The organism is Skermanella pratensis (assembly GCF_008843145.1).
Taxonomy (GTDB): Bacteria; Pseudomonadota; Alphaproteobacteria; order Azospirillales; family Azospirillaceae; genus Skermanella; species Skermanella pratensis.
On the sequence record NZ_CP030265.1, the window covers coordinates 2,894,328 to 2,918,352 of the forward strand.

General features: G+C 66.7%; 23 protein-coding genes. 11 read left to right on the plus strand and 12 right to left on the minus strand.

All coding sequences use genetic code 11. From position 1 onward, the window contains the following. The first annotated feature begins 21 nt into the window (after window positions 1–21). The 8 genes from trkA to DPR14_RS13145 all read left to right on the plus strand — a co-directional run bounded on the left by trkA (window position 22) and on the right by DPR14_RS13145 (window position 8,064). The gene (gene trkA, locus DPR14_RS13110) at window positions 22–1,398 is read left to right on the plus strand and encodes a Trk system potassium transporter TrkA (protein ID WP_158045547.1); all 1,377 of its coding nucleotides are present in this window, start codon (window positions 22–24) and stop codon (window positions 1,396–1,398) included. Window positions 1,399–1,453: 55 nt separating this feature from the next. Then, window positions 1,454–2,317 (plus strand): D-amino-acid transaminase, encoded by an 864-nt coding sequence (locus DPR14_RS13115; protein WP_158045548.1) that lies wholly within the window; start codon window positions 1,454–1,456, stop codon window positions 2,315–2,317. Window positions 2,318–2,388: 71 nt separating this feature from the next. After that, the gene (locus tag DPR14_RS13120; protein ID WP_343038729.1) at window positions 2,389–3,051 is read left to right on the plus strand and encodes an HAD family hydrolase; all 663 of its coding nucleotides are present in this window, start codon (window positions 2,389–2,391) and stop codon (window positions 3,049–3,051) included. A 78-nt stretch (window positions 3,052–3,129) separates the two neighbouring features. Next, window positions 3,130–3,378: an RNA chaperone Hfq gene (hfq, locus tag DPR14_RS13125; RefSeq protein ID WP_158045550.1), complete on the plus strand. Its 249-nt coding sequence runs from the start codon at window positions 3,130–3,132 to the stop codon at window positions 3,376–3,378. 31 nt (window positions 3,379–3,409) lie between these two features. Beyond that, on the plus strand, window positions 3,410–4,717 hold the full coding sequence (gene hflX, locus DPR14_RS13130; protein ID WP_425501041.1) for a GTPase HflX: 1,308 nt from the start codon (window positions 3,410–3,412) through the stop codon (window positions 4,715–4,717). Between the two features lie 250 nt (window positions 4,718–4,967). After that, window positions 4,968–5,255 carry a co-chaperone GroES gene (locus tag DPR14_RS13135; protein ID WP_158045551.1) on the plus strand — a complete coding sequence of 96 codons (288 nt, stop codon included), beginning with the start codon at window positions 4,968–4,970 and terminating at the stop codon, window positions 5,253–5,255. Window positions 5,256–5,292: 37 nt separating this feature from the next. Further along, window positions 5,293–6,945 (plus strand): chaperonin GroEL, encoded by a 1,653-nt coding sequence (gene groL / locus DPR14_RS13140; RefSeq protein ID WP_158045552.1) that lies wholly within the window; start codon window positions 5,293–5,295, stop codon window positions 6,943–6,945. Window positions 6,946–7,263: 318 nt separating this feature from the next. Next, window positions 7,264–8,064: an inositol monophosphatase family protein gene (locus DPR14_RS13145; protein ID WP_158045553.1), complete on the plus strand. Its 801-nt coding sequence runs from the start codon at window positions 7,264–7,266 to the stop codon at window positions 8,062–8,064. 12 nt (window positions 8,065–8,076) lie between these two features. On the opposite strand, the gene DPR14_RS13150 is transcribed toward DPR14_RS13145, so the two are convergent. From DPR14_RS13150 to dmeF, 3 genes are all read right to left on the minus strand, one after another. Continuing rightward, the gene (locus DPR14_RS13150) at window positions 8,077–8,856 is read right to left on the minus strand and encodes an SDR family NAD(P)-dependent oxidoreductase (protein WP_158045554.1); all 780 of its coding nucleotides are present in this window, start codon (window positions 8,854–8,856) and stop codon (window positions 8,077–8,079) included. A 4-nt stretch (window positions 8,857–8,860) separates the two neighbouring features. Beyond that, window positions 8,861–9,697: a nucleoside triphosphate pyrophosphohydrolase gene (gene mazG, locus DPR14_RS13155; protein ID WP_158045555.1), complete on the minus strand. Its 837-nt coding sequence runs from the start codon at window positions 9,695–9,697 to the stop codon at window positions 8,861–8,863. Between the two features lie 181 nt (window positions 9,698–9,878). Next, complete coding sequence (dmeF, locus tag DPR14_RS13160; RefSeq protein ID WP_158045556.1) at window positions 9,879–10,835, minus strand: CDF family Co(II)/Ni(II) efflux transporter DmeF; 957 nt, start codon at window positions 10,833–10,835, stop codon at window positions 9,879–9,881. A gap of 239 nt (window positions 10,836–11,074) precedes the next feature. On the opposite strand from dmeF, the gene DPR14_RS13165 reads away from it, so the two are divergent. From DPR14_RS13165 to DPR14_RS13175, 3 genes are read left to right on the plus strand one after another with little or no spacing between them, the layout of a single operon-like run. Continuing rightward, window positions 11,075–11,758, plus strand: a complete 684-nt coding sequence (locus DPR14_RS13165) for a GntR family transcriptional regulator (protein ID WP_158045557.1) — start codon at window positions 11,075–11,077, stop codon at window positions 11,756–11,758. Window positions 11,759–11,781: 23 nt separating this feature from the next. Further along, window positions 11,782–12,582 (plus strand): phytanoyl-CoA dioxygenase family protein, encoded by an 801-nt coding sequence (locus DPR14_RS13170; RefSeq protein ID WP_158045558.1) that lies wholly within the window; start codon window positions 11,782–11,784, stop codon window positions 12,580–12,582. Window positions 12,583–12,589: 7 nt separating this feature from the next. Then, window positions 12,590–13,918 carry an NAD(P)H-dependent oxidoreductase gene (locus DPR14_RS13175; RefSeq protein ID WP_158045559.1) on the plus strand — a complete coding sequence of 443 codons (1,329 nt, stop codon included), beginning with the start codon at window positions 12,590–12,592 and terminating at the stop codon, window positions 13,916–13,918. Between the two features lie 24 nt (window positions 13,919–13,942). Here the strand turns inward: DPR14_RS13175 and DPR14_RS13180 are convergent, their stop codons facing one another. From DPR14_RS13180 to ilvD, 9 genes are all read right to left on the minus strand, one after another. Continuing rightward, window positions 13,943–14,716, minus strand: coding sequence for an MBL fold metallo-hydrolase (locus DPR14_RS13180; RefSeq protein WP_158045560.1), 774 nt, complete (start codon window positions 14,714–14,716; stop codon window positions 13,943–13,945). After that, entirely contained in the window at window positions 14,713–15,519 is an 807-nt protein-coding gene (locus DPR14_RS13185; protein ID WP_158045561.1) for a TatD family hydrolase, read from the minus strand. The genes DPR14_RS13180 and DPR14_RS13185 overlap by 4 nt, the downstream gene beginning before the upstream one ends. Before the next feature lie 7 nt (window positions 15,520–15,526). After that, window positions 15,527–17,083: a methionine--tRNA ligase gene (gene metG, locus DPR14_RS13190; protein WP_158045562.1), complete on the minus strand. Its 1,557-nt coding sequence runs from the start codon at window positions 17,081–17,083 to the stop codon at window positions 15,527–15,529. A 55-nt stretch (window positions 17,084–17,138) separates the two neighbouring features. Further along, window positions 17,139–18,224, minus strand: coding sequence for a DNA polymerase III subunit delta' (locus DPR14_RS13195; protein ID WP_158045563.1), 1,086 nt, complete (start codon window positions 18,222–18,224; stop codon window positions 17,139–17,141). Continuing rightward, window positions 18,221–18,850, minus strand: coding sequence for a dTMP kinase (gene tmk, locus DPR14_RS13200; protein WP_158045564.1), 630 nt, complete (start codon window positions 18,848–18,850; stop codon window positions 18,221–18,223). The genes DPR14_RS13195 and tmk overlap by 4 nt, the downstream gene beginning before the upstream one ends. 3 nt (window positions 18,851–18,853) lie before the next feature. After that, window positions 18,854–20,005 carry a D-alanyl-D-alanine carboxypeptidase family protein gene (locus tag DPR14_RS13205; RefSeq protein WP_158045565.1) on the minus strand — a complete coding sequence of 384 codons (1,152 nt, stop codon included), beginning with the start codon at window positions 20,003–20,005 and terminating at the stop codon, window positions 18,854–18,856. 99 nt (window positions 20,006–20,104) lie between these two features. After that, window positions 20,105–21,076: a septal ring lytic transglycosylase RlpA family protein gene (locus DPR14_RS13210; protein WP_158045566.1), complete on the minus strand. Its 972-nt coding sequence runs from the start codon at window positions 21,074–21,076 to the stop codon at window positions 20,105–20,107. Window positions 21,077–21,155: 79 nt separating this feature from the next. Further along, the gene (locus DPR14_RS13215; RefSeq protein WP_158045567.1) at window positions 21,156–21,950 is read right to left on the minus strand and encodes a YdcF family protein; all 795 of its coding nucleotides are present in this window, start codon (window positions 21,948–21,950) and stop codon (window positions 21,156–21,158) included. A 34-nt stretch (window positions 21,951–21,984) separates the two neighbouring features. Then, entirely contained in the window at window positions 21,985–23,724 is a 1,740-nt protein-coding gene (gene ilvD / locus DPR14_RS13220; RefSeq protein WP_158045568.1) for a dihydroxy-acid dehydratase, read from the minus strand. Between the last annotated feature and the right edge of the window lie 301 nt (window positions 23,725–24,025).

The window sequence follows — 24,025 nt, forward strand, 5'->3', positions numbered from 1 at the left end:
GGTCATGAAGGTCACCGGTCCATGAAAGTCATCGTCTGCGGTGCCGGGCAGGTCGGCTCCAACATCGCGCGCTATCTCGCGACCGAGAACAACGACGTCACCGTGATCGACCAGTCGCCGGAGCTGATCCAGAAGATCAGCGATACGCTGGATGTCCAGGCCATGGTCGGTTTCGCCTCCCACCCCAACGTGCTGGAGCAGGCGGGCGCCGCCGACGCCGACATGATCATCGCGGTCACCCTGGCCGACGAGGTCAACATGGTGGCCTGCCAGGTGGCGCACTCGCTGTTCAACGTGCCGACCAAGATCGCCCGCGTCCGCAATCAAAGCTACCTGGCCCCGATCTGGGCAGACCTGTTCTCGCGCGAGCACATGCCGATCGACGTGATCATATCGCCCGAGATCGAGGTGGCCCGCGCGGTCGCCCGCCGGCTCCAGGTGCCTGGCGCGTTCGACATGATCCCGCTGGCCGACGGCAAGGTCCGGGTGATCGGCGTGATATGCTCCGACAACTGCCCGATCCTGCACACGCCGCTACGCCAGCTGACCGGCCTGTTCCCCGACCTGAACCTCGAGGTCGTGGCGATCGTCCGCAACGACAAGCCGATCATCCCTGGCAGCGACGACCAGATGCTGCCGGGGGACGAGGTCTATTTCGTCGCCGACACCCGGCACCTGAGTCGCGCCATGGCCGCCTTCGGCCACGAGGAGACCGAGGCCCGCCGGATCATCATCCTGGGCGGCGGCAACATCGGCCTGTGCCTCGCCGAGGAGCTGGAGGCGAAGCATCCGCAGGTCAGCGCGCGGATCGTCGAGGTCGACCGCGGCCGCGCCCAGTACATCGCCCAGCGCCTCAACCGGACCATGGTGCTGCACGGCGACGGCCTGGACCCGGAGATCCTGGAGGAAGCCAACGTCCGGGCAGCGGAGACGGTGGTCGCCGTGACGAACGACGACGAGGGCAACATCCTCGCCTCGCTGCTCGCCAAGCGCTACGGCTGCCAGCGCGCCATCACCCTGATCAACAAGACGACGTATTCGCCGCTGGTCACCACGCTCGGCATCGACGCGGTGGTCAGCCCGCGGACCATCACCGTATCGACCATCCTGCAGCATGTCCGGCGCGGCCGGATCCGCGCGGTCCACAGCCTGCGCGAAGGCTTCGCCGAGGTGATCGAGGCGGAGGCGCTGGAAACCTCCAGCCTGATCAACACGCCGTTGCGGGAAATCAAGCTGCCGACCGGCGTGATCGTCGGCGCCATCGTGCGCGGCGAGGAGGTGATCATCCCCAGGCCCTCGACGGTGATCAAGCCGCACGACCGGGTGATCATCCTGGCCGCGGTCGGGCAGGTGAAGAAGGTCGAAAAGATGTTCGCGGTGCGGCTCGAGTTCTTCTGAACGCCCGCCGACCCGTCCCGCGCCCCTGAGAAGCTCACCCAAAGAAGCGGAAAGCATGGCTCGATACGCATATGTCAACGGCCGGTTCGTACCCCACGGCGAGGCCATGGTCCATGTCGAGGACCGCGGATTCCAGTTCGCCGACGGGGTCTATGAGGTGGTCACGATCATCGACGGCAGGCTCGTCGACGAGCAGGGGCACCTGGACCGCCTGGCACGGTCGCTGAACGAACTGCGAATCGCGAGGCCGGTGGCTCCCCCCGTACTGAAGCTGCTGATGCGCCGGCTGATCGCCCGCAACCATGTGACCCAGGGAACGATCTACCTCCAGATCACGCGCGGAGTCGCCCCGCGGGACTTCAAATTTCCCAAGCATTCCCACAGCAGCCTGGTCATGACGACCAAGCGGGCGGCCGCCTTCGCGACCCCGGAACAGTTGGAGAACGGTGTCAAGGTGATCTCGATTCCCGACATCCGCTGGCTGCGCCGGGACATCAAATCGGTGGCGTTGCTGCCGCAGGTGCTGGGCAAGCAGCAGGCGGTGGAGGCAGGGGCGTTCGAGGCGTGGCAGCTCGACCCGGACGGCAACGTGACCGAGGGCTGCTCCAGCAATGCCTGGATCGTGACCGAGGACGGCACCCTGGTTACCCGCTACGCCAACAACCTGATCCTGAACGGCGTGACCCGGCTGTCGATCATCCGGCTCGCCAGGGAGGCCGGCATCCCGTTCGAGGAACGCCCGTTCTCGCTGGAGGAGGCTTACCGGGCGCGGGAAGCCTTCGTTTCCAGCGCCAGCACCTTCGTGATGCCGGTCACCCGGATCGACGACCGCACGGTCGGCAACGGCAAGCCGGGCTCTCTGGGCGAGCGCTTGCGGCAGGCCTACCTGGAGTATGCCCGGACGGCGGGCGCGTCGTGATGCCGGAACACAGCCTTGCCGCCCCCAGCTCCGGCCTCGGCAACGGGGAGCCGTCGCGGCTGCCCCGCGCGGTGCTGTTCGATTGGGACAATACCCTGGTCGACAACTGGGGTTGCATCCATGCCGCGCTGAATGCCGCGCTGGTCGCTCACGGCCTGCCGCCCTGGACCCTGGAGGAGACCCGGGTCCGCGTCCGGCAGAGCCTGCGCGACAGCTTTCCCCGCCTGTTCGGCGACCGCTGGACCGACGCGCGCGACATCTTCTACGACCATTTCGGCCGCCACCATCTCGATTACCTGAAGCCGCTCCCCGGCGCCGAGGGACTGCTGTCCGCCCTGGCCGGGCAGGGGGTCTACCTGGGAGTGGTCAGCAACAAGACGGGCCGTTTCCTGCGGGCCGAGTCGGCCCTGCTCGGTTGGGACCAGTACTTCGGCAAGCTTGTCGGCGCCGGAGATGCGGCGCAAGATAAACCTGCGGTTGACCCGATCCACATGGCGCTGGAGCCGTTTGGATTGGCTGCCGGCCCTGACGTGTGGTTCATCGGCGATGCGGATGTTGATATGCAGTGTGCCCATGCCGGCGGATGCGTTCCGGTGCTGATCGGGAACAGTCCGGACGACTTCGGGAATTTTCCGCCTGCGCATCGGTTTGACACCTGCGATATAGTATCCGACTTGGTACGGCGCCTTGGCGCCCCCATATCGCTGGAGTCTCCAGTCGAAAAACGAAAATAGCCCAACTAAAGGGTTATGGAATGTTATCCGGGCTCTGGGATGGGGCCCCAAGAACCATCACAAACGGGGCGATTGCACATGTCCGAAAAAAGTCAAAATGTTCAGGACGTTTTCTTAAACCACGTCCGAAAGAACAAGACCCCGGTCACCGTGTTCCTGGTGAACGGTGTCAAACTCCAAGGCATCATAACGTGGTTCGATAACTTCTCCGTCCTGCTGCGACGTGATGCGCATAGCCAACTGGTCTACAAGCACGCAATCTCGACTGTGATGCCAGCCCATCCTATTCAACTCTTCGAGCCGCCCAAGGAAGGTGAAGGTACCTAACGCACCCGATCAGGGCACCGGCCGGTCCGCCATGGGCACCGGCCGCGCCCTCGTGATCCATCCGATCCTGCGCGAGTCCAAGGCCGCCGACGGCATGCGCAGCCCGGAGGCGCGACTCGACGAAGCCGTCGGGCTGGCCGCCGCGATCGACCTGGACGTCGTCCATGCCGAAGCAGTCAAGGTCAACCGGCCACAGCCGTCGACCCTGCTCGGCTCGGGCACGGTGGAGCATTTCGCTGAACTCATTCGCGACGCCGAGGAGAAGGAAGAACCGATCGACCTCGTGGTGATGGATCATGCCTTGTCGCCGGTCCAGCAGCGCAACCTGGAGCGGGGACTCCACGCCAAGGTCATCGACCGCACCGGCCTGATCCTGGAGATCTTCGGAGCCCGGGCCCGGACCCGCGAAGGACAGTTGCAGGTCGAGCTTGCCGCGCTCAGCTACCAGCGCTCGCGGCTGGTCCGGTCCTGGACCCACCTGGAGCGCCAGCGCGGCGGCTTCGGCTTTCTGGGCGGACCCGGCGAGAGCCAGCTCGAGATCGACCGCCGCCTGATCGGCGATCGCATCATCAAGCTGAAGCGCGAGCTGGACGAGGTCCGGCGGACCCGGGATCTGCACCGCAAGGCGCGGGAGAGGGTACCGTATCCGGTGGTGGCCCTGGTCGGCTACACCAACGCCGGCAAGTCATCGTTGTTCAACCGGATGGCCGGCGCCGACGTGTTCGCCAAGAACCTGTTGTTCGCGACGCTCGACCCGACGATGCGCGGCATCGAGCTGCCGACCGGCCGCAAGGTGATCCTGTCCGACACGGTGGGGTTCATCTCCGACCTGCCGACCCACCTTGTCGCCGCCTTCCGGGCGACCCTGGAGGAGGTTCAGGCCGCCGACATCGTCCTGCATGTCCGGGACATCGCCCATCCGGACTCGGAGGCCCAGAAGGCCGACGTGGAAGGGGTGCTGCGTGACCTCGACATCGATCCGTCCGAGGACGGGCGAGTCGTGGAGGTGCTGAACAAGATCGACCTGCTCGACGCCGCGACGCGCGACGCCCTGCTCGCCCAGGCCGCGCGGAACGACCACATGCAGGCGGTTTCGGCCCTGACCGGCGAGGGATTGCCCGAGCTGTTCGCGCTTCTCGACCGCCACATGACGATGGACCGGCAGACGGTCGATCTCGCCGTCCGGATCGACGACGGGGCGGCGCTGGCTTGGCTCTACCAGCGCGGGGACGTGCTGGAGCGGCGGGACGACGAGTCTTTCGCCCATCTCCAGATCGCCCTGGATCCGGCCGACCTCGCCCGCTTCGAGCGGCGCTACGACTACCATCCCGCGACCTGACGCGTTCCCGTTCGCGTGCAGCAAGCTCCGGGCCGGCGCCTTCCAGGGTGCCGGCCTTCATTTTGCCCCGGGAAAATGGGCCGTCACCCCTGGTGCAAAAGAGGCGATGCCCCATCTGCCGGGGTGAAATGCTTGACGGCGGGGAGATCTGGAGTTATACGGCTGGCACTCCCTGGCCTTGAGTGCTAACAGCCAGCGCTGACAACACAGCCGGCACCAAGGCCGGCGACAGACATCTCGGAGAGATCCCATGAAGTTCAGGCCTTTGCATGATCGCGTCGTCGTGAAGCCGACCGAGCAGGAAAACAAGACTGCCGGCGGCATCATCATTCCGGACACCGCCAAGGAAAAGCCGATGCAGGGCGAAGTCATCGCCGTCGGCCCCGGTGCCCGCGGCGAGGACGGCAAGGTCACCGCGCTCGACGTCAAGGCGGGCGACAAGGTGCTGTACGGCAAGTGGTCCGGTACCGAGGTCAAGATCGAGGGCGACACGCTTCTGATCATGCGTGAGTCCGACCTGATGGGCGTCCTCGAGTAAAAACCCCGCGTCAACCGCCATATAGGAGATCCAGGGCATGGCTGCCAAGGAAGTTAAGTTTTCGGTCGACGCCCGCACCCGCATGCTGCGTGGCGTGGACATTCTGGCCGACGCCGTCAAGGTGACGCTGGGCCCGAAGGGCCGCAACGTGGTGCTGGAGAAGAGCTTCGGCGCTCCGCGCATCACCAAGGACGGCGTGACGGTCGCCAAGGAAATCGAGCTGTCCGACAGGTTCGAGAACATGGGCGCGCAGATGGTGCGCGAGGTCGCCAGCAAGACCAACGACCTGGCCGGCGACGGCACCACCACCGCGACGGTCCTGGCCCAGGCGATCGTCCGCGAGGGCGTCAAGTCGGTCGCGGCCGGCATGAACCCGATGGACCTGAAGCGCGGCATCGACCTGGCGGTGGAAGCCGTCGTCAATTCCGTCAAGGCTTCCTCCAAGAAGATCAACACCAACGCGGAAATCGCCCAGGTCGGCACGATCTCCGCCAACGGTGAGCGCGAGATCGGCGAGATGATCGCCCGCGCCATGGAGAAGGTCGGCAACGAGGGCGTCATCACCGTCGAAGAGGCGAAGTCGCTGGAGACCGAGCTGGAAGTGGTCGAAGGCATGCAGTTCGACCGCGGCTACCTCAGCCCCTACTTCGTCACCAACGCCGAGAAGATGACCACCGAGCTGGAGAATCCGTTCATTCTCCTGCACGAGAAGAAGCTTTCCGGTCTTCAGGCGATGCTGCCGGTCCTCGAGTCCGTCGTCCAGAGCGGCCGTCCGCTGCTGATCGTCGCCGAGGACGTCGAGGGCGAGGTCCTGGCGACCCTGGTGGTCAACAAGCTGCGCGGCGGCCTGAAGGTCGCTGCCGTCAAGGCTCCCGGCTTCGGTGACCGCCGCAAGGCGATGCTGGAGGACATGGCCATCCTGACCGGCGGCCAGGTCGTCAGCGAGGATCTCGGTATCAAGCTCGAGAACGTGAACCTGGAGATGCTCGGCACGGCCAAGCGCGTCCTGATCACCAAGGAAGAGACCACGATCGTCGACGGCGCCGGCGCCGGCGCCGACATCGAGGCCCGCTGCACGCAGATCCGTCGCCAGATCGACGAGACCACCAGCGACTACGACCGTGAGAAGCTGCAGGAGCGGCTGGCCAAGCTGGCCGGCGGCGTCGCGGTGATCCGCGTCGGCGGTGCGACCGAGATCGAGGTGAAGGAGCGCAAGGATCGCGTCGACGACGCGATGCACGCGACCCGCGCCGCGGTCGAGGAAGGCGTTGTTTCGGGCGGCGGTGCGGCCCTGCTGTACGCGATCAAGGCCCTGGACAACGTCCAGGTCACCAACGACGACCAGCGCGTCGGCGTCGAGATCATCCGTCGCGCCCTGAAGTCTCCGGCCCGTCAGATCGCAGACAACGCCGGTGCCGACGGTGCCGTGGTGGTCGGCAAGCTGCTCGAGTCGACTGATCCGTCCTACGGCTACGACGCCCAGAACGGCGTCTTCGGCGACATGTTCAAGGCCGGCATCATCGACCCGACCAAGGTCGTGCGCACCGCCCTGCAGGACGCGGCTTCGGTCGCCGGCCTGCTGATCACCACCGAGGCGATGATCGCCGACAAGCCGGAGCCCAAGGGCGGCCCGGCCATGCCGCCGGGCGGCATGGGTGGCATGGGCGGCATGGGCGACATGGGCTTCTAAGCACCGGTCGTTCGGCCGATCCGGCTGGAAGTCGAGTAGGGAAGGGGCCGCAGCTTCGCGCTGCGGCCTTTTTCCGTTTGCGGGTTCGGGAACCGCCGTGTGCGGACAAGCCGTCTCATCCGAAGGTCGTATGGCGAAATGTCGCTCGGATTGCCTCGATAGGCGGCTGCAACGGCGCCTGGAAGCCCGTGCGACGGGTCTCATCCGGCGGCGGGGCAGGGGGGATTCCAGGACCGGCAATCAGGTTTTGCAATATCGCGATGCCTTCCAATATATCCTTCAGAAGCACTCCGCAGAGCTGACCTGGATTTTCCCTGTATGCTGCCAGATACCGACCGCGTTTCGACCATCATCCGCGAGGTGGCCGAAGCCGAGATCCTGCCGCGTTTCCGCCGTTTGGCGAGTTCCGACATCCGTGAGAAAGGTCCGGGCGACCTCGTTACCATCGCCGACGAGTCCAGCGAACGGGAACTGGCCCGCCGCCTGCGCGACCTGCTTCCCGGCTCGGCGGTGATCGGCGAGGAAGCCGCGGCCGCGGATCAGTCGGTGCTCCAGAGGATCTTCAACGACGAGCCGGTCTGGATCATCGATCCGGTGGACGGCACGTCCAACTTCGCCTCCGGCAAGCCGCAGTTCGGCGTGATCGTCGCCTTGGCCGGCGGGGGCGAGACCCTCGCGGGCTGGATCCACGACCCGTTGGGCCGGCGCACGGCCGTCGCCGTGAAAGGCGAGGGGGCCTGGCTGGATTCCACCCGGCTCCGCGCCGCCGGGCCGGCCTCGCCCGCCGACATGACCGGCGTGCTGTCGTCCCGCTACTTCGACCTGTCGATCCGGGAGCGGCTGGAAGATCGCCGGCATCGGTTCGCCCATACCTTCTCGCTCCGCTGCGCGGCGCACGAGTATCTGAGCCTGAACAGCGGCGAGGTCCATTTCTCCCTCTACCGCCGGATCATGCCGTGGGACCATGCCGCCGGGACGCTGATGCACGCCGAGGCGGGCGGTTACCATGCCAGGCTCGACGGCAGCCCCTATGCCCCGACCGAGCAGACCGGGGGCCTCCTGCTGGCCCCCGATCGCCGGAGCTGGACGGAACTGTGCGACCTCCTGTTCCAGGACTGACCGCCGGAACGGTCACTTCGACCGGTGGATCGACAGCGGTCCGAAGGCCTGGGTGGTCGGCATGATCTCCAGCCGGTTGACGTTGAAGTGGGGCGGCAGCGTCGCGGCCCAGAAGACCGCTTCGGCCACATCGTCGGCGGTCAGCGGCGTGGTGTCCGCATAGACCTTGCCCGCCTTCTCGGCATCGCCCTTGAAGCGCACCAGCGAGAAATCGGTCTCTACCATGCCCGGCTCCACGTTGGTGACCCGCACCCCCGTGCCCTGGAGGTCGGCCCGCAGGGCAAGGGAGAACTGCTTCACGAAGGCTTTCGAGGCGCAGTAGACATGGCCGCCGGGGTAGGGATAGTTGCCCGCGGTCGAACCGATGTTCACCACATGTCCGCGTCCGCGCTCGATCATGCCCGGCAGCAGCGCGCGGGTGCAGAAAACCAGCCCCTTGTCGTTGGTGTCGATCATGGTTTCCCAGTCGTCCGGGTCGGATTTCTGGGCGGAGTCGGCGCCCAGCGCCAGACCGGCATTGTTGATCAGCGTCTCGACCTCGGCGAAACCAGAAGGCAGGGAGCCGAAGGCCTGCTCGATGGCCCTGCGGTCGCGGACATCCACCTCGACGGTGTGGACCTCCGTCTCCAGTTCGTCGCGGAGCGCCTTCAGCCGGTCCGCACGGCGCCCGGCCAGCACGAGCCTCGACCCGATCGCGGCGAACCGGCGCGCGAAGGCGCCGCCGAAGCCCCCGGTGGCGCCGGTGATCAGCACCAGTCCCGGCTTGTGCGGGGCGTTGTTGGCATAGGTCATCGTCTCACTCCTCGTTCTTGTTGTTCCTGCCGTCCGATCCCAGCGCCGTCTCCTCGCGCTTGGCCCGTTGCCAAAGCGTCTCCATCTCGACCAGATCCGACTGCTCGGGTCCGCGGCCGGCCTCGGCTAGCCAGGACTCGATGCGGCGGAATCGGCGCTCGAACTTGGCATTCGTCCCACGCAAGGCCGTCTCCGGGTCGATGTCCAGACGCCGCGCCAGATTGGTGACGGCGAACAGCAGGTCGCCCAGCTCGTCCCGCAGCCGGGCGGGGTCGGCGGCTTGCAGTTCCGCCCGAAGCTCGCCGATCTCCTCCTCGATCTTGTCCAGGATGTCGGCGGTCTCCGCCCAATCGAAACCGACGCGGGCCGCCCGCTTCTGGAGCTTGATCGACCGGGTCAGCGCCGGCAGGCCGCCGATCACGCCGTCCAGCACGCTGGGAACCCTGCCTTCGGCAGCGGCCTTGGCCTCGCGCTCGGCCGCCTTCTGGTCCTCCCAGCGGAGGACCATGGCATCGGCGCTCTCCACCGTCACGTCGCCGAAGACATGCGGGTGCCGCCGGATCATCTTGTCGGAAATGGCTCCCGCGATCGCCTCGAAGTCGAACTCGCCGGCCTCCCGGGCCATTTGGGCGTAGAAGACCACCTGGAACAGCAGGTCGCCCAGCTCGTCCTTGAGCGCCGGCATGTCGTCCTGCTCGATCGCGTCGGCGACTTCGTAGGCTTCCTCGATCGTGTGGGGCGCGATGGTTCGGAAGGTCTGCTCCAGGTCCCACGGGCAGCCGCCGTCGCGGTCGCGCAGCCGGGCCATGATGTCGAGCAGGCGGTCGATGTTTCGGGACATGCGGGTTCGATCTGTCGCGGAGGATGAAATCAGACCTTAGCCGAGGGCGCGGGAGGTGCAAACCCGTATGTCCGATGCGCAGCAAGCGGATGCCCTGGTATACGAGCCTAACGGCCAGCGTCATGCCAAAGCGACGGCGAAGACCGACGTGAGACTGCGATCATGCGGGAATTGGCTCTCGTTATGTGCAGCGATTGACCTCCACGCTCAAATGCCTGATGCCGAGATCGTCAGGAACCAGAGCCCGGTAGAATTCCGGCGTCTTTGGATCGTGAGTGACGATGCTGACGATGGCGGCATGGATTCCGGGGCCGATCGACCAGACATGCAGGTCGGCGATCCGATCGCCGTTCCCTATCTCGAAGATGTTCCGCAACCGCTCGCGCACCGGTTCGGGAGCTTGGTGGTCCAGCAGGACTCCGGTCGTGCTGCGCAGCAGGCCGCGTGACCAGTTGGCGACCAGAACAGCGCCGACGATGCCCATCACCGGGTCCAGCCAACCGGCTCCGAGATACTTGGCCCCGAGAAGCGCCAGGATCGCCAGCACCGAGGTCAGCGCGTCGGCCAGGATATGCAGGTAGGCCGACCGCAGGTTATGGTCCTCTCGATCATGCCCATGGTCATGATGATGTTCATCATGATGGTGACGGGCGTGCTCATGGCCATGATCGTGGCCGTGCCGATGCCCACCGAGGATCACGACGCTCGCCGCGTTGACGGCCAGCCCCAGGACCGCGACCATTATCGCCTCGTCGAACGCGATATCCCCGGGGGCGAGCAGGCGGCCGGCGCTTTCCCAGGCCATTCCCAGCGCCACGACGGCCAGCAGCAGCGCACCGGTGAAGCCGGCCAGGGCATTGACCTTGCCGGTCCCGAAGCTGAAGCGGGCATCATGGGCATGCCGGCGCGCATAGACATAGGCGAAGGCCGAAATCCCGAGCGCCAGCACATGGGACGCCATGTGGACGCCGTCCGCAAGAAGCGCCATCGATCCGGTCCACACGCCGGCGCCGATCTCGATCACCATGGTCATGGCGGTTATGGCGACCACCAGCATCGTGCGCCGTTCGCCGGCCGCCGCGCGATCCTGGCCGAAGCTGTGGTCATGCTGCCAACGATGAAGGGAATCACTGTGCATTCCGAATCCTCCTGGAACCATGAACAGGCGGGCAGGGTCGTCGGCAACATATGGAAATCCAGGCATGCCGGAACTCGGATACCGCCCTTTCCGCACCCCGACAACGATGTGATAATTTATATTATGGAAATAGCAAACTGGATATAGCGGTATGTGGGTTGACCATCAGGACCAAATAGCCTAGCTTCATGGTATTCGGAATTCTGAATTCCGAAACCGCATTTCCGAGCGACGGACCCATGAAGCCGATATCCTCCCAGCCGGTTCTGATCGACCAAGTTTACGAATCTCTCGTCAAGGCGATCGCCGACGGCAGTTTGCCGGCTGGCAGCCGCATCCGCCAGGAGGAACTTGCCGAAAGGCTCGGCGTATCCCGTCAGCCGGTCAGCCACGCTCTCCAGCTCCTCAAGCGCCAGGGCTTGCTCGTGGAAAGCGGCAAGCGCGGCCTGACCGTGGCCCCGCTGGATTCCGCCCGCATCCTCGACCTCTATCAGGTCAGGACGTCGCTCGACGCCCTCGCCGCCCGGCTGGCTGCCCTGCGAATCGCGGCCGGCATCGCCGGCCTTTCGGCACGCCGGGAGCTTGAAGACGCCCTTCAGCGCGGCGCGTCCCTGGATCCCGACAGGCCGGCCGCCGTCTTCATCCAGGCCGACGCCGAATTCCATACGGCGATCTACCGCCTGTCCGGAAACTCGGCGATCGAGGAAACCGTGGCGCCGCAGTGGCCCCATCTCAAGCGGTCCATGGGTGTCGTCCTGAACGATCCCGGACACCGGCCCAAGGTCTGGAACGAACATGCCGTCATCGCGGGCTTCATCCTGGCCGGTGACGCCATCAACGCCGAAGCCGCGGCACTCAAGCACGCCAGCCGCGCCGGCACCGAGACATCCCAAAGGCTGGCGGCGATCAATCAGGCCGCTTGACCACAGCAACGGAGGAAACGACCATGAAACTCACCCCGGAACAGCTCGCCACCTTCGAGGAACAGGGCTACATCTTCCTGCCGGAAGCTTTCACGCCCGAGGAGGTCGAAGTCCTCCGCCGCGAGGCCGAGCAGATCTACCGTTCCGACCGGCCGGAGATCTGGCGCGAAAAGAGCGGCGCACCGCGCACCGCCTTCGCGGCGCACACCTACAACGAGGCCTTCCGCATCCTCGGCGCACATCCCCGCCTGATCGAGCCGGTGGAGCAGTTCTTCGGCGAAAAGCTCTACATGCACCAGTACAAGATCAACGCCAAGGCGGCGTTCGACGGCGAGGTCTGGCAGTGGCACCAGGATTATGGAACCTGGGCGCGTGACGACGGCATGCCGGAACCCCGCGCCATGAACATTTCGGTGTTCATCGACGAGGTCATGCCGATCAACGGCCCGCTGATGCTGATCCCGCGCAGCCACACGCACGGCACGCTCCCGGCCGGCCATGACAAGCAGACCACGTCGTATCCGCTCTGGACCCTGGACCATGATTCCGTCGCCAAGCTGGTCGACGAAGGCGGCATCGTGGCGCCGACCGGCAAGCCCGGCTCGGTCCTGATGTTCCACGGCAACCTTGTCCATGGTTCGGCCGGCAACATCACCCCCTACCCTCGCAAGATCGTCTATCTGACCCTGTGCGCGGTTTCCAACCACATCCGCAAGCCGACCCGGCCGGAATGGATCGCCCACCAGGACTTCACGCCGATCGAGACGGTCGCCGACGACGCCCTGACCGCCTATGCCCGGTCCGGCCGGCTGGCCGCGGAGTAACGGTCTGATGAATCTCCATCATCTGCTCCAGACCCGGGTCGCGGCAGGCCGGCCGGTCCGGGTCGGCCTGATCGGCGCCGGCAAGTTCGGCTCCATGTTCCTGTCACAGGTCCCGACGACGCCGGGCCTGGAGGTCGCCGTCATCGCCGACCTCGACCCGGAACGGGCCCGGTCGGCGTGCCGGCAGGTCGGCTGGGACGAAGCCCGGATCGAGCGCACGGAGTTCGTCACCTCCGGCGCCGAGGCGTGCGGGCACGATGCGGTCGAAGTCGTGATCGAGGCGACCGGCGCGCCGGCCGCCGGCATCGCCCATGCCCGCGCCGCCATTGCGGCCGGCAAGCACATCGTCATGGTGAACGTCGAAGCGGACGTGCTGGCCGGCGCCCTGCTGGCCGAGGAGGCCCGGGCCAAGGGCGTGGTGTATTCCATGGCCTACGGCGACCAGCCCGCCCTCACCGCCGAGATGGTGGACTGGGGCCGATCCTGCGGGTTCCAGGTGGTCGCCGCCGGCAAGGGAACCAAGTACCTGCCGCTGTTCCACACGGTGACCCCGGACGATGTCTGGAGCCACTACGGCCTGACGCCGGAGGAAGCGCGCACGGCCGGCATGAACGCCCAGATGTTCAATTCCTTCCTGGACGGGACCAAGTCGGCGCTCGAAATGGCGGCGATCGCGAACGCCTGCGATCTGGCCGTGCCGTCCGACGGCCTGCTCTTTCCGCCGTGCGGCGTGGACGACCTGCCCCACGTCCTGCGCCCCGCATCCGCCGGCGGCGTGCTGGAGCGCGAGGGCATGGTCGAGACCGTCTCCTCCCTGGAACGTGACGGAAGGCCGGTTTTCCGGGACCTGCGCTGGGGCGTCTACGTCGTCCTGAAGGCACCCAACGACTACGCCCGGGCCTGCTTCAAGCAGTACGGCCTGAAGACGGACGACAGCGGCAGCTACGCCGCCATGTACAAGCCGTACCACCTGATTGGGCTGGAACTGGGGATCTCGGTCCTGTCGGCGGCGCTCCGGGGCGAACCGACCGGCCAGACCCGCGGTTTCCGCGGCGATGTGGCCGCCATCGCCAAGCGCCCGCTAAAGGCCGGTGAGACGCTGGATGGCGAGGGCGGCTATACCGTCTGGGGCAAGCTGGTGCCGGCCGAGCGAAGCCTTGCCGAAGGGGCGCTGCCGATCGGGCTCGCGCACAAGGTCAAGCTGCTGAGGGACGTTCCGGCGGGCCGGATCGTCACGTGGGCGGACATCAGCATTCCCGACACCGAGGCGGTGCGGGTGCGCCGCGACATGGAGCGGCGGTTCGCGCTCAAGGAGACCAGCGCCGCCGCCGAGTGATCGGAGTCCGATTGACGCAGGTGCTCAATCCGGGATGTCGATGACAAGGCCGTCATAGGCCGGCTCGACTCCCGGAGGGAGCATCGCCAGCACCGTTTCATAATCCATGCTCTGGTTCATGTGGGTCAGGTAGGCCCGGCGCGGGCGAACCCGTTCGATCCATTCCAGCGTCAGCTCCAGATGGGCATGGACAGGATGGGCCGGCGCCACGCGGACGCAGTCGACCACCCAGGTGTCGATGCCCTCCAGCGCCTCGAAAGCGGCATCCTCCATCCTGACCACATCGGTGGAATAGCCGAACCGCCCGAACCGTAAGCCTAGCGTCCTCATCCAGCCATGGTCCTGCTCGAACGGCAGGATCTCGATTCCGCCGACGTTGAACGGACCCGTGATCTCGTGCGGGACAAGCGTCGGCTTGTAATAGATTCCTCCCGGCTTGATCGGCGTGAAGCAGTAACCGAACCGGTGCATCAGGTCGTCCAGGGTGCTCCGGTCCGCATGGACGTCGATCGCCGCGTCCATGGCATGGTTTATTCCGCGGAGGTCGTCCAGCCCGTGGGTATGGTCGGCATGGGCATGGGTGAAGACCACGCCGCTCAGCCAGGTCGTCCGGTTGGCGATCAGCTGCTCCCGCAGGTCGGGACTGGTGTCCACGAGCACGCGGGATCCCCGGTCCTCGACCAGGATCGACGGCCGGCTCCGCCGGTTCTTCGGGTTGGTCGGGTCGCAGGCGCCCCAGTCGCCCCCGATCAGCGGAACTCCTCCAGAGCCTCCCGAGCCGAGTATCGTGATCCTCATGGTGCCGGCGTCGGCCCGGCGGCCGGTGCCGGCATGCGGTTGAACAGCCTGAGGAAATTCTCGGTCGTCCGCGCCGCGAGTTCCTCCGGTCCGACGCCCTTGACCTCGGCGACGGCCGCCGCGGTATGGGCAACGAAGGCGGGCTCGTTCCGCTTGCCGCGTTTAGGCATCGGGGCCAGGAACGGTGCGTCGGTTTCCACCAGGATGCGGTCGAGCGGCACCGAACGGACGATGTCGCGCAGTTCCTCGGACCGCTTGAAGGTCACGATGCCCGACAGAGAGATGTAGAATCCGAACTCCAGGGCCTGCTCGGCCAGGGCGCGGCCCGAGCTGAAGCAGTGCAGGACGCCCCGAAGCCCCTGCCCCGCCCCCTCCTCCTTGAGGATCCGGGCGGTATCCTCGTCGGCGTCGCGGGTATGGACCACGATGGGAAGGTCCGTCTCACGGCAAGCCTGGGCATGGATGCGGAAACCCGCCTGCTGGATGTCGCGCGGACTGTTGTCGTAGAAATAGTCGAGACCGCTCTCGCCGATCCCGACCACCTTGGGGTGGCGCGACAGCTCCACCAGCCTCTCCACCGAGGTGACGGCCTGTTCCTCGGCCGCCTGATGCGGGTGGACGCCGACGGTGCAATAGACCTCGTCGTAAGCTTCCGCGATCTCCCGGATCTGGTCGAATCGGCTGATCCGGGTCGAGATAGTGACCATGCGGGCGACCCCTGCCCGCCTGGCCCGCGCGATCACCTCGTCCCGCTCCTCCGCGAAGTCGGGGAAATCCAGATGGCAATGGCTGTCGATCAGCATCGTACTCTCAGTTCTCAGCTTCCTCGACGAATCGCGGGAAGACGCCCTGGGGACGGGGCAGCGGGGTTCCCGACGCCAGCGCCTGCCCTTCGGCGAGCCTTTCGAACCCGCGCTCCCCGGCCGGAACGGCGAGCTGATCCAGGATCTTCGCCGACGCGTCGGGCATCAGCGGCTGGGTCATGATCGCCAGCTGGCGGATCGTCTCGGCCAACACATACAGAACCGTTCCCATACGCGCCGGATCGGTCTTGCGCAATGCCCAGGGGGCCTGCTCGTCCACATAGCGGTTGGCGTCGCCGATGACGGCCCAGATCGCCTCGATGGCCTTGTGGAAGGCCTGCACCGACAGTTCCCGCCGGACGGTGTCGAGCAGTGCGGCAGCCGAACCCAGGAGCTTGTCGTCGGCCTGGCTGAAGGCGCCGGCGTCCGGCACCATGGCGCCGCAGTTCTTCTGGATCATGGACAGCACGCGCTGCACCAGATTGCCGTAGTCGTTCGCGAGGTCGCCGTTCAGCCGGTTGACCATCGCCCGGTGCGAGAAGTCCCCGTCGTTGCCGAAAGGCACTTCGCGCAGCAGGAAATAGCGCGTCGGGTCGAGCCCGTAGGTCGAGACCAGCGTCTCGGGCGCGATCACGTTGCCCAGGGACTTGGACATCTTCTGGCCTTCGATGGTCCACCAGCCATGGGCGAACACCCGCTTGGGCGGCTCCAGGCCGGCCGCCATCAGGAAGGCCGGCCAATAGACCGCGTGGAAGCGCAGGATGTCCTTGCCGACCATGTGCAGGTCGGCCGGCCAGTACTTGGCGTACGGGGTGCCCGGCGCCGTGCCGGGATAGCCAAGCGCGGTGATGTAATTGGTCAGCGCGTCGAGCCAGACATACATGATGTGCTGCTCGTCGCCCGGGACCGGGACGCCCCAGTTGAAAGTGGTCCGGCTGACCGACAGGTCGCGCAGCCCCGACTTGACGAAGGCCATCACCTCGTTCCGCTTGCCCGGCGGCAGGATGAAGTCGGGGTGCTCGTCATAGAACTTCAGCAGCCGGTCCTGCCAGGCCGACAGGCGGAAGAAGTAGCTGGGCTCCTCGACCCACTCGCACTCCGCCCCGCTAGGCGCCAGCTTCCTGCCGGTCGGCGTTGTGGTCAGTTCGTCCTCGCCGTAGAACGCCTCGTCCCGGACGGCGTACCAGCCGGCGTAGGACCCCAGATAGATCTCGCCCTTGTCGGCCAGCGTCCGCCACAGGGCCTGGCAGGCCTCGATGTGGCGCGGCTCGGTCGTGCGGATGAAGTCGTCGTTGGAATAGTTCATGGCGCCGACGAGATCGCGGAAATTCTGCGACACCCGGTCGGTGAAGGCCTGGGGATCGATGCCGGCCACCTGGGCCGACTTCTCGACCTTCTGACCATGCTCGTCGGTGCCGGTCAGGAACTTCACGTCGCGGCCGTCCAGCCGCATGAACCGGGCCAGGACATCGCACGCCAGTGTGGTATAGGCGTGGCCGATATGGGGCACGTCGTTGACGTAATAGATCGGCGTCGTGATGTAGAAGGGCTGTGGCCCGGCCATTTCTCGGCTCTCCTGCGCGGCGTGACTTCTTGAATTCCGGTGCCGCCTTCGATCGTCAGGCCGAAGCGGCGGCCTCCACCGTCAGCAAGGCGTTCAGGACGACCTGTTTGCGATCGAGATTGGCGCTTTCGGCCCGTGCGAAAAGGCGATTGACCTTTTCCCATACCTCCACCCACCGATCAAGGCCGCGATCCCGCGCCAGACGCTGCATCAGGGCTGCCTCCCCGGGGACCACTTCCGGCGGGATCGTGCCACGGGCGAGCGAACGAGCGAAGCGGGCGAGCCACCAGACGAGCAGATCGGTCACCGCATAGTATGCGGTGTCGGCTCCCTTGCGCGCCAGCTTGTCCCCCAGCCCGTGGGCGGCGACGACGTCGAGCCGCGGCAGCGTGCCGAGCAGGCCCATCAGGTCGCGGTACAGCGCCAGCCCTCCCGCCTCGGCGAGATCGAGCGCCCGGCCGATGCTGCCTTCTGCCAGACGGGCCAGCGCCGCCCGGTCGGCGTCGGCGAGATCGGGCCGCATCCGGGCCAGCAGGCCGGCGACGACCTCCTCGGGCAAGGGATTGAGCAGAAGCTTCCGGCAGCGCGACCGGATGGTCGGGAGCAGGCCGCCGGGATTTTCCGTGACGACCAGCAGCACGGTCCGGGCCGGCGGCTCCTCCAGGATCTTCAGGATCGCGTTCTGGCCGTTCATGTTCAGCCGCTCGGCCCCGTCCAGCACGACCACGCGCCAGCCGCCTTCCGCAGCCGTCAGGCGCAGGAATGGCGCGACGCGGCGGACCTGGTCGACCGGGATGTCCGACTTCAGCCGGCCCTTCTTGTCGTCGAAGGGCCGTTCGATGGTCAGCAGGTCGGCATGCCCGCCGGACGCGACGCGGGTGAACACGGGATGCTCGGGACCGATCCGCAGGCTCGTCGCGGGCTGCGGGTCGCCGAACAGCCCGCCGGCCTCCTCGCCCTGGGCCAGCAGGAACCGGGCGAAACGGAACGCCAGGGTCGCCTTGCCGATGCCCGGTATGCCGCCGATCAGCCAGGCATGGGGCAGCCGGCCCGAGTTCCAGGCGTCGAGCAGGACACGCTCCGCCTGATCATGGGCCAGAAGCTCCGGATTATGGCGGGGATCGGCGATCTCCGTGCTCATGGCCGGAGCCGCTGGGTCACGGCGGCCAGGACGGCGGCATGGACCTGCTCGACCGTGCCGCCGGCATCGATCACGACGCAACGGCCGGGTTCGCGGGACGCTATGTCCAGGAAACCCTCGCGGAGCCGCTCGTGGAAGCTCAGGTCCATCCGCTCGTAACGGTCCTCGCCGTCATGCCGGGCGTGGGCGCGCGCGACGCCGGCGCCCGGCGGGATGTCGAGGATCAGCGTCAGGTCGGGGGCGAAATCGCCGACGGTGACGCCATAAAGCCGCTCGATCGGCTCCCGACCCAATCCATGCCCATAGCCCTGATAAGCCATGGTGCTGTCGGCGAAGCGGTCGGAAACGACCCAGCGGCCGGCGTCGAGTGCCGGCCAGACCGTCCGCGTCAGGTGGTCCCGGCGCGCCGCGAAGTGGAGCAGCGCTTCGGTCACCCCGTCCCACCGGCCCGGCTCCCCGGAAACCAGGAGCTTGCGGATCTCCTCGGCCCCGGTGGCGCCGCCGGGCTCGCGGGTCGGCAGCACATCCCTGCCCTGCCCCGCCAGCGCCGCGGCGAGCAGCTTGAGCTGGGTACTCTTGCCGGCGCCTTCGCCGCCTTCGAACGTGATGAATCGGCCGCGCGCCACCGGTCAGCTGCCTCCGCCCGAAATCAGGTGCATCGCCGCGGCGCCGATCCGGCCGACGAAGCCGAGCCGGTCGACGCTCTGGCCCGCCACCAGCGGGACTTCCTTCCTGCTGAAGCCCGGCGCCTCCATGACGATCTTGCCGAGCGGCGTGCCCTGGGCAACCGGCGCCGGCACCGGCTCCTCCAGCACGACCGAGACCTTGAGGTTGCGGCGCTCGTCCCGGTTCATGGTGACCCGCAGGTCCTCCTCGACCACCAGCGGGACGGTGTCGGCATCGCCCAGCCAGACGGCGGCCTGGTCGACCGGCTCGCCCTTCTTGAACAGGGCGTAGGATTCGAATTCCCGGAAACCCCACTCCAGCAGGCGGGCCGATTCGTCGGCGCGGGCCTGCATGCTGGGCAGCCCGTTGACCACCAGGACCAACCGCCGGCCATTGCGCTGGGCGGATGCCGTCAGGCCATAGCCCGCGGTTTCGGTATGGCCGGTCTTCAGCCCGTCCACGTCCATGTTGCGGTACAACAAGGGGTTGCGATTACCCTGTTTGATCCCGTGATAGGTGAACTCGGTCTGCGAGTAGTAGTGATAATATTCCGGGTAGTCCTTGATCAGGTGCTGGGCGAGCAGCGCCAGGTCGGAGGCGGTGGAATAGTGGTTCTCGTCCGGCCAGCCGGTCGAGTTCTTGAAGTTGCTTTCGTTCAGGCCGATCTCCCGCGCGCGCCGGGTCATCTCCTCCGCGAAACGCTCTTCCGAGCCGGACAACCCTTCCGCCAGCACGACCGAGGCGTCGTTGCCGGACTGGATGATCACGCCCCTGATGAGGTCCTCGACCCGGATCTGGGCGTTCAGCTCGGTGAACATCTTCGAGCCCTGCATGCGCCAGGCACGCTCGCTGACCGGGAGCGTGTCGTCCAGCGACAGGCGGCCCGCCCTGAGCCGATCGAAGACCATGTACATGGTCATGATCTTGCTCATCGAGGAAGTCGGCATGCGCTGGTGGGCATTCTTCTCGAACAGGGTTGTCCCCGTCGACATGTCGATCAGGATCGCCTGCTTCGCGATGGTGTCGATCGACGCAGCCGACGAGACGCTCGCGATGCAGGAGACGATGATCCCTGCGATCCAGGCGATCGGTTTGCGCGGATGGGCGACGGACATCTCTCTTGTTACCCTCATTTTCCAAATACCTGCGCGGCGTGAAATCCAGCCGCGCGCTGCCTGGGGCTCGATCCTCGCGGACGTGACCCCGTATCGCCTCTAATCGACGATGACCCGTGCGCCGTTGCTGCCGGCCTCGATCACCTGGCCCAGGACCTGGTCCGCCGCCTCGATCGTCGCGAGAGGACCGACACGGACCCGGAAATACTGGGTATCCCCGACCATCGCCGGGTCGATCCGGGAAACCCCCAGACCCGACAGCCGCGCCCGCAGCCTGTTGGCGTTTTCATACACCGTGAAGGCCCCGGCCTGCACGTAGATCCTGCCGGATGAGCGCACCGGAAGCTCGGCGACGACCGGAGCCGGCATGAACCGGCCGTCCACGGTCGCTCCGGGCAAAGTCTGCGCCGGATCGAACGACCGCCGTTCCGCGACCTGGATCGGGGTCTGCGCTCCTTCGACCTGTACGGCTCCGCGCGGCGCCGCGACCGGCACAGGGGCCCCGTCCGGGGACACTTGCGCGATGTCGACTCCCGCCTGCCCTGCCCGGGCCGCGGCGGCGACCGCCCTGCTCTCGTCGGGCAGCATCGTGACGCGGACCTTCGCGCTGCCCTGCGCCTCGAACCCGAGCAATTGGGCGCCCCGGCGCGACAGGTCGACGATGCGCCCCGGCACGAAGGGGCCGCGATCGTTGATGCGGACGATGATGGACCGGCCGTTCTCCAGGTTGGTCACCCGCACCAGGCTCGGCATCGGCAGGGTCTTGTGCGCGCCGGTCAGCTCGTTCTGGTCGAACCGCTCGCCGTTCGCCGTGGTTTCGGCATGGAAGCCGGGACCGTACCACGACGCTATCCCGGTCTCGTCATAGCCGAAATCTTCCTTGGGGTAATACCAGACCCCCTTGATCTGATATGGTTCCCCGACCTTGTAGCCGCCCATGGCCGACCGGACGCCCCCCTGGCCGGTCACCTTGGACGGCGTCGTCTGGGTCGAGCATCCCGACAGGGCGATGATGGCGGCGGCCACCAGCAGAGCATTCACCAAGTTGCTGGCCACAGCTTTCCCGGCCATCCTGACTTCCTCGATAGGTGGGGCAACCTACCCCATCTAAGTCAAAGCTCCAACAAAAATGGTTAACCGATTCGAGTAATCAGGCAGGTCCGGGAAACAGGCTGTCGGTCCGCCCCATGATCCTGTAGGCGACCAGCCCGATCCATTCGCGCATGGCTTCGTTCAGCGCGTCCAGGCCGGCCAGCAGGTCCGGTCCCCACATTAGCTCGCCGGCGCTGCGGTAGTCGACCGGGTAGGCCACGACCGGCCAGCCCGCCTTGTGGAAGATGCCGACCGACCGCGGCATGTGGGCGGCGGACGTGATGATCAGCCAGGTCCCGCCGGAGGCTGCGCCGACCAGCGCCCTGGTGAAGACCGCGTTCTCATAGGTGTTGCGCGACTCGCGTTCGAACAGGATGCGGGAGATGTCGAAGCCGAGCCCGTCCAGCACCTCGGCGACCACGTCGGTTTCCCGCAGGTCGCCGGAAAAGACGAAGCCGGACCCGCCGGTGAAGACCAGCCGGGCATCCGGGTAGCGGCGGGCGAGCTTGACGAACTCGGTGATCCGCTCTGCGGCACCGTTCAGCACCGGCTGCCCACGGTCGGCGGTCATCTCGGTATGGACGGAGCCGCCGAGCAGGATGATCCCGTCCACCGTGTCGGGCAGGTCCGGCTGGGGGAACCGCTCCTCCAGCGGCCGAAGGATCACCTGCCCGATCGGCAGCAGCGTGATGAGGACGACCGCGAGGATGCCCGCGGTGGTCAACCACCACCCCGCCCGCCTCAGGCCGGACCGGCCGCTGACCTGCAATAGCTGTCCCGACACCAGCAGCATCGCCAGGACGTTGCCGGGCTTTACGAGCGCCCAGCCCAGCTTCGACAGGACGAATGACATGGGTCGAAGCCGATCCGGGTTTCCTGTCGTGCCGTCAGATGTCGGCGTAGCAGTGGGTTTCGGCCGCTCCGCCAGGGTGGGTCACCGCACCCTTCTCCGCGTCGCCGACGAGCTGCGCGTACTTCCACAGCGTACCGGACTGGAAGTCGTGGCGGCGCGGATTCCACGCCTTGCGGCGCTCCTCCAGATCCTCGTCCGACAGCTCTACCGTGATGGTGCCGGCCTCGGCGTCGATCGAGATGATGTCGCCGTCGTTCAGCAGGCCGATCGGACCGCCAATCGCCGCCTCCGGCCCGACATGGCCGATGCAGAAGCCGCGCGTGGCACCGGAGAAGCGGCCGTCGGTGATCAGGGCCACCTTGTCGCCCATGCCCTGGCCGTAGATGGCCGAGGTGGTCGACAGCATCTCGCGCATGCCGGGGCCGCCGCGCGGTCCCTCGTAGCGGATGACGATGACCTCGCCTTCCTTGTAGTCGCGGCGCTCGACGGCGGCGAAGGCGTCCTCCTCGCAGTCGAACACGCGGGCCGGGCCGCTGAACTGGAGCTTCTTCATGCCGGCGACCTTCACGATCGCTCCGCCGGGCGCCAGGTTGCCGCGCAGGCCCACGACGCCGCCGGTCGGGGTGATCGGATCGCTGGTCGGGCGGATGACGTCCTGGTCGGTCGGGAACACCACGTCGGCGAGGTTCTCGGCGATCGTCTTGCCGGTCACGGTCATGCAGTCGCCATGCAGATATCCGCCGTCCAGCAGCGCCTTCATCAGGACCGGCACGCCGCCGATCTCGAACAGGTCCTTGGCGACGTAGCGCCCGCCCGGCTTCAGGTCGGCGATATAGGGGGTGCGCTTGAACACTTCGGCGACGTCGTGCAGGTCGAACTCGATGCCGCATTCGTGCGCGATGGCCGGCAGGTGAAGGCCGGCATTGGTCGATCCTCCCGAAGCGGCGACGACGACGCAGGCGTTCTCCAGCGCCTTGCGGGTCACGATGTCCCGCGGGCGGATGTTGCGCTTGACCAGTTCCATGACGGCGCGGCCCGAAGCCTCGGCATAGGCGTCACGGCTCTCGTAGGGGGCCGGGGCGCCGGCGGAACCCGGAATCGCCAGGCCCATAGCCTCGGAGACGCAGGCCATGGTGTTGGCGGTGAACTGGCCGCCGCAGGAACCGGCCGACGGGCAGGCGACGCATTCCAGCTCGTGCAGGTCGCTGTCGCTCATACGGCCGGCTGAGTGGGCGCCGACCGCCTCGAACACGTCCTGCACCGTGACGTCCCTGCCCTTGTACTTGCCCGGCAGGATCGAGCCGCCATACATGAAGACGCTCGGCACGTTGAGGCGCACCATGGCCATCATCATGCCGGGGAGCGACTTGTCGCAGCCGGCGAGCCCGACCAAGCCGTCGTAGCAGTGGCCCCGCATGGTCACCTCGACGGAGTCCGCGATGACCTCGCGGCTGACCAGCGACGACTTCATGCCGGCATGGCCCATCGCGATGCCGTCGGTGACGGTGATGGTGGTGAATTCGCGCGGGGTGCCCGCCTCCGCCTTGACGCCGATCTTGACCGCCTGGGCCTGCCGGTTCAGCGAGATGTTGCAGGGAGCCGCCTCGTTCCAGCAGGTCGCGACGCCGATGAAGGGCTGCGCGATCTCCTCCTCCGTCATCCCCATGGCGTAATAGTAGGAGCGATGCGGCGCCCGCTCGGGTCCAACGGAAACATGCCGGCTTGGCAGGTTGGACTTGTCCCAGGTGGTGGGTTTGTTGTCGCCGTAGGGCATGGCCGATCACCTCTTGTTGCCTTCTGGGCCCGCGGGGGGCTGCACTTATTGCGCCGGAACATAGCGCCGCGGGTCCGTGAAGCCTAGTGGTCCTGCAAAGTGTTTTTGATTACGTTCGGCCTTCGCCCGTCAGGGCGAACGCCGACACCCTGCGTCAACGCTCCGCCGCTGCGCTTCGGACGACGAAGGGGAACTGCCGGGCGGGCAGTTCGGATGATGCCGGCACATGGCTGGTTAGAGCTGTGCCCGATCAGGTCGATCCGGCCGGGGCAGCCGGGCCGATGCGTTGGGCCACGGCCCA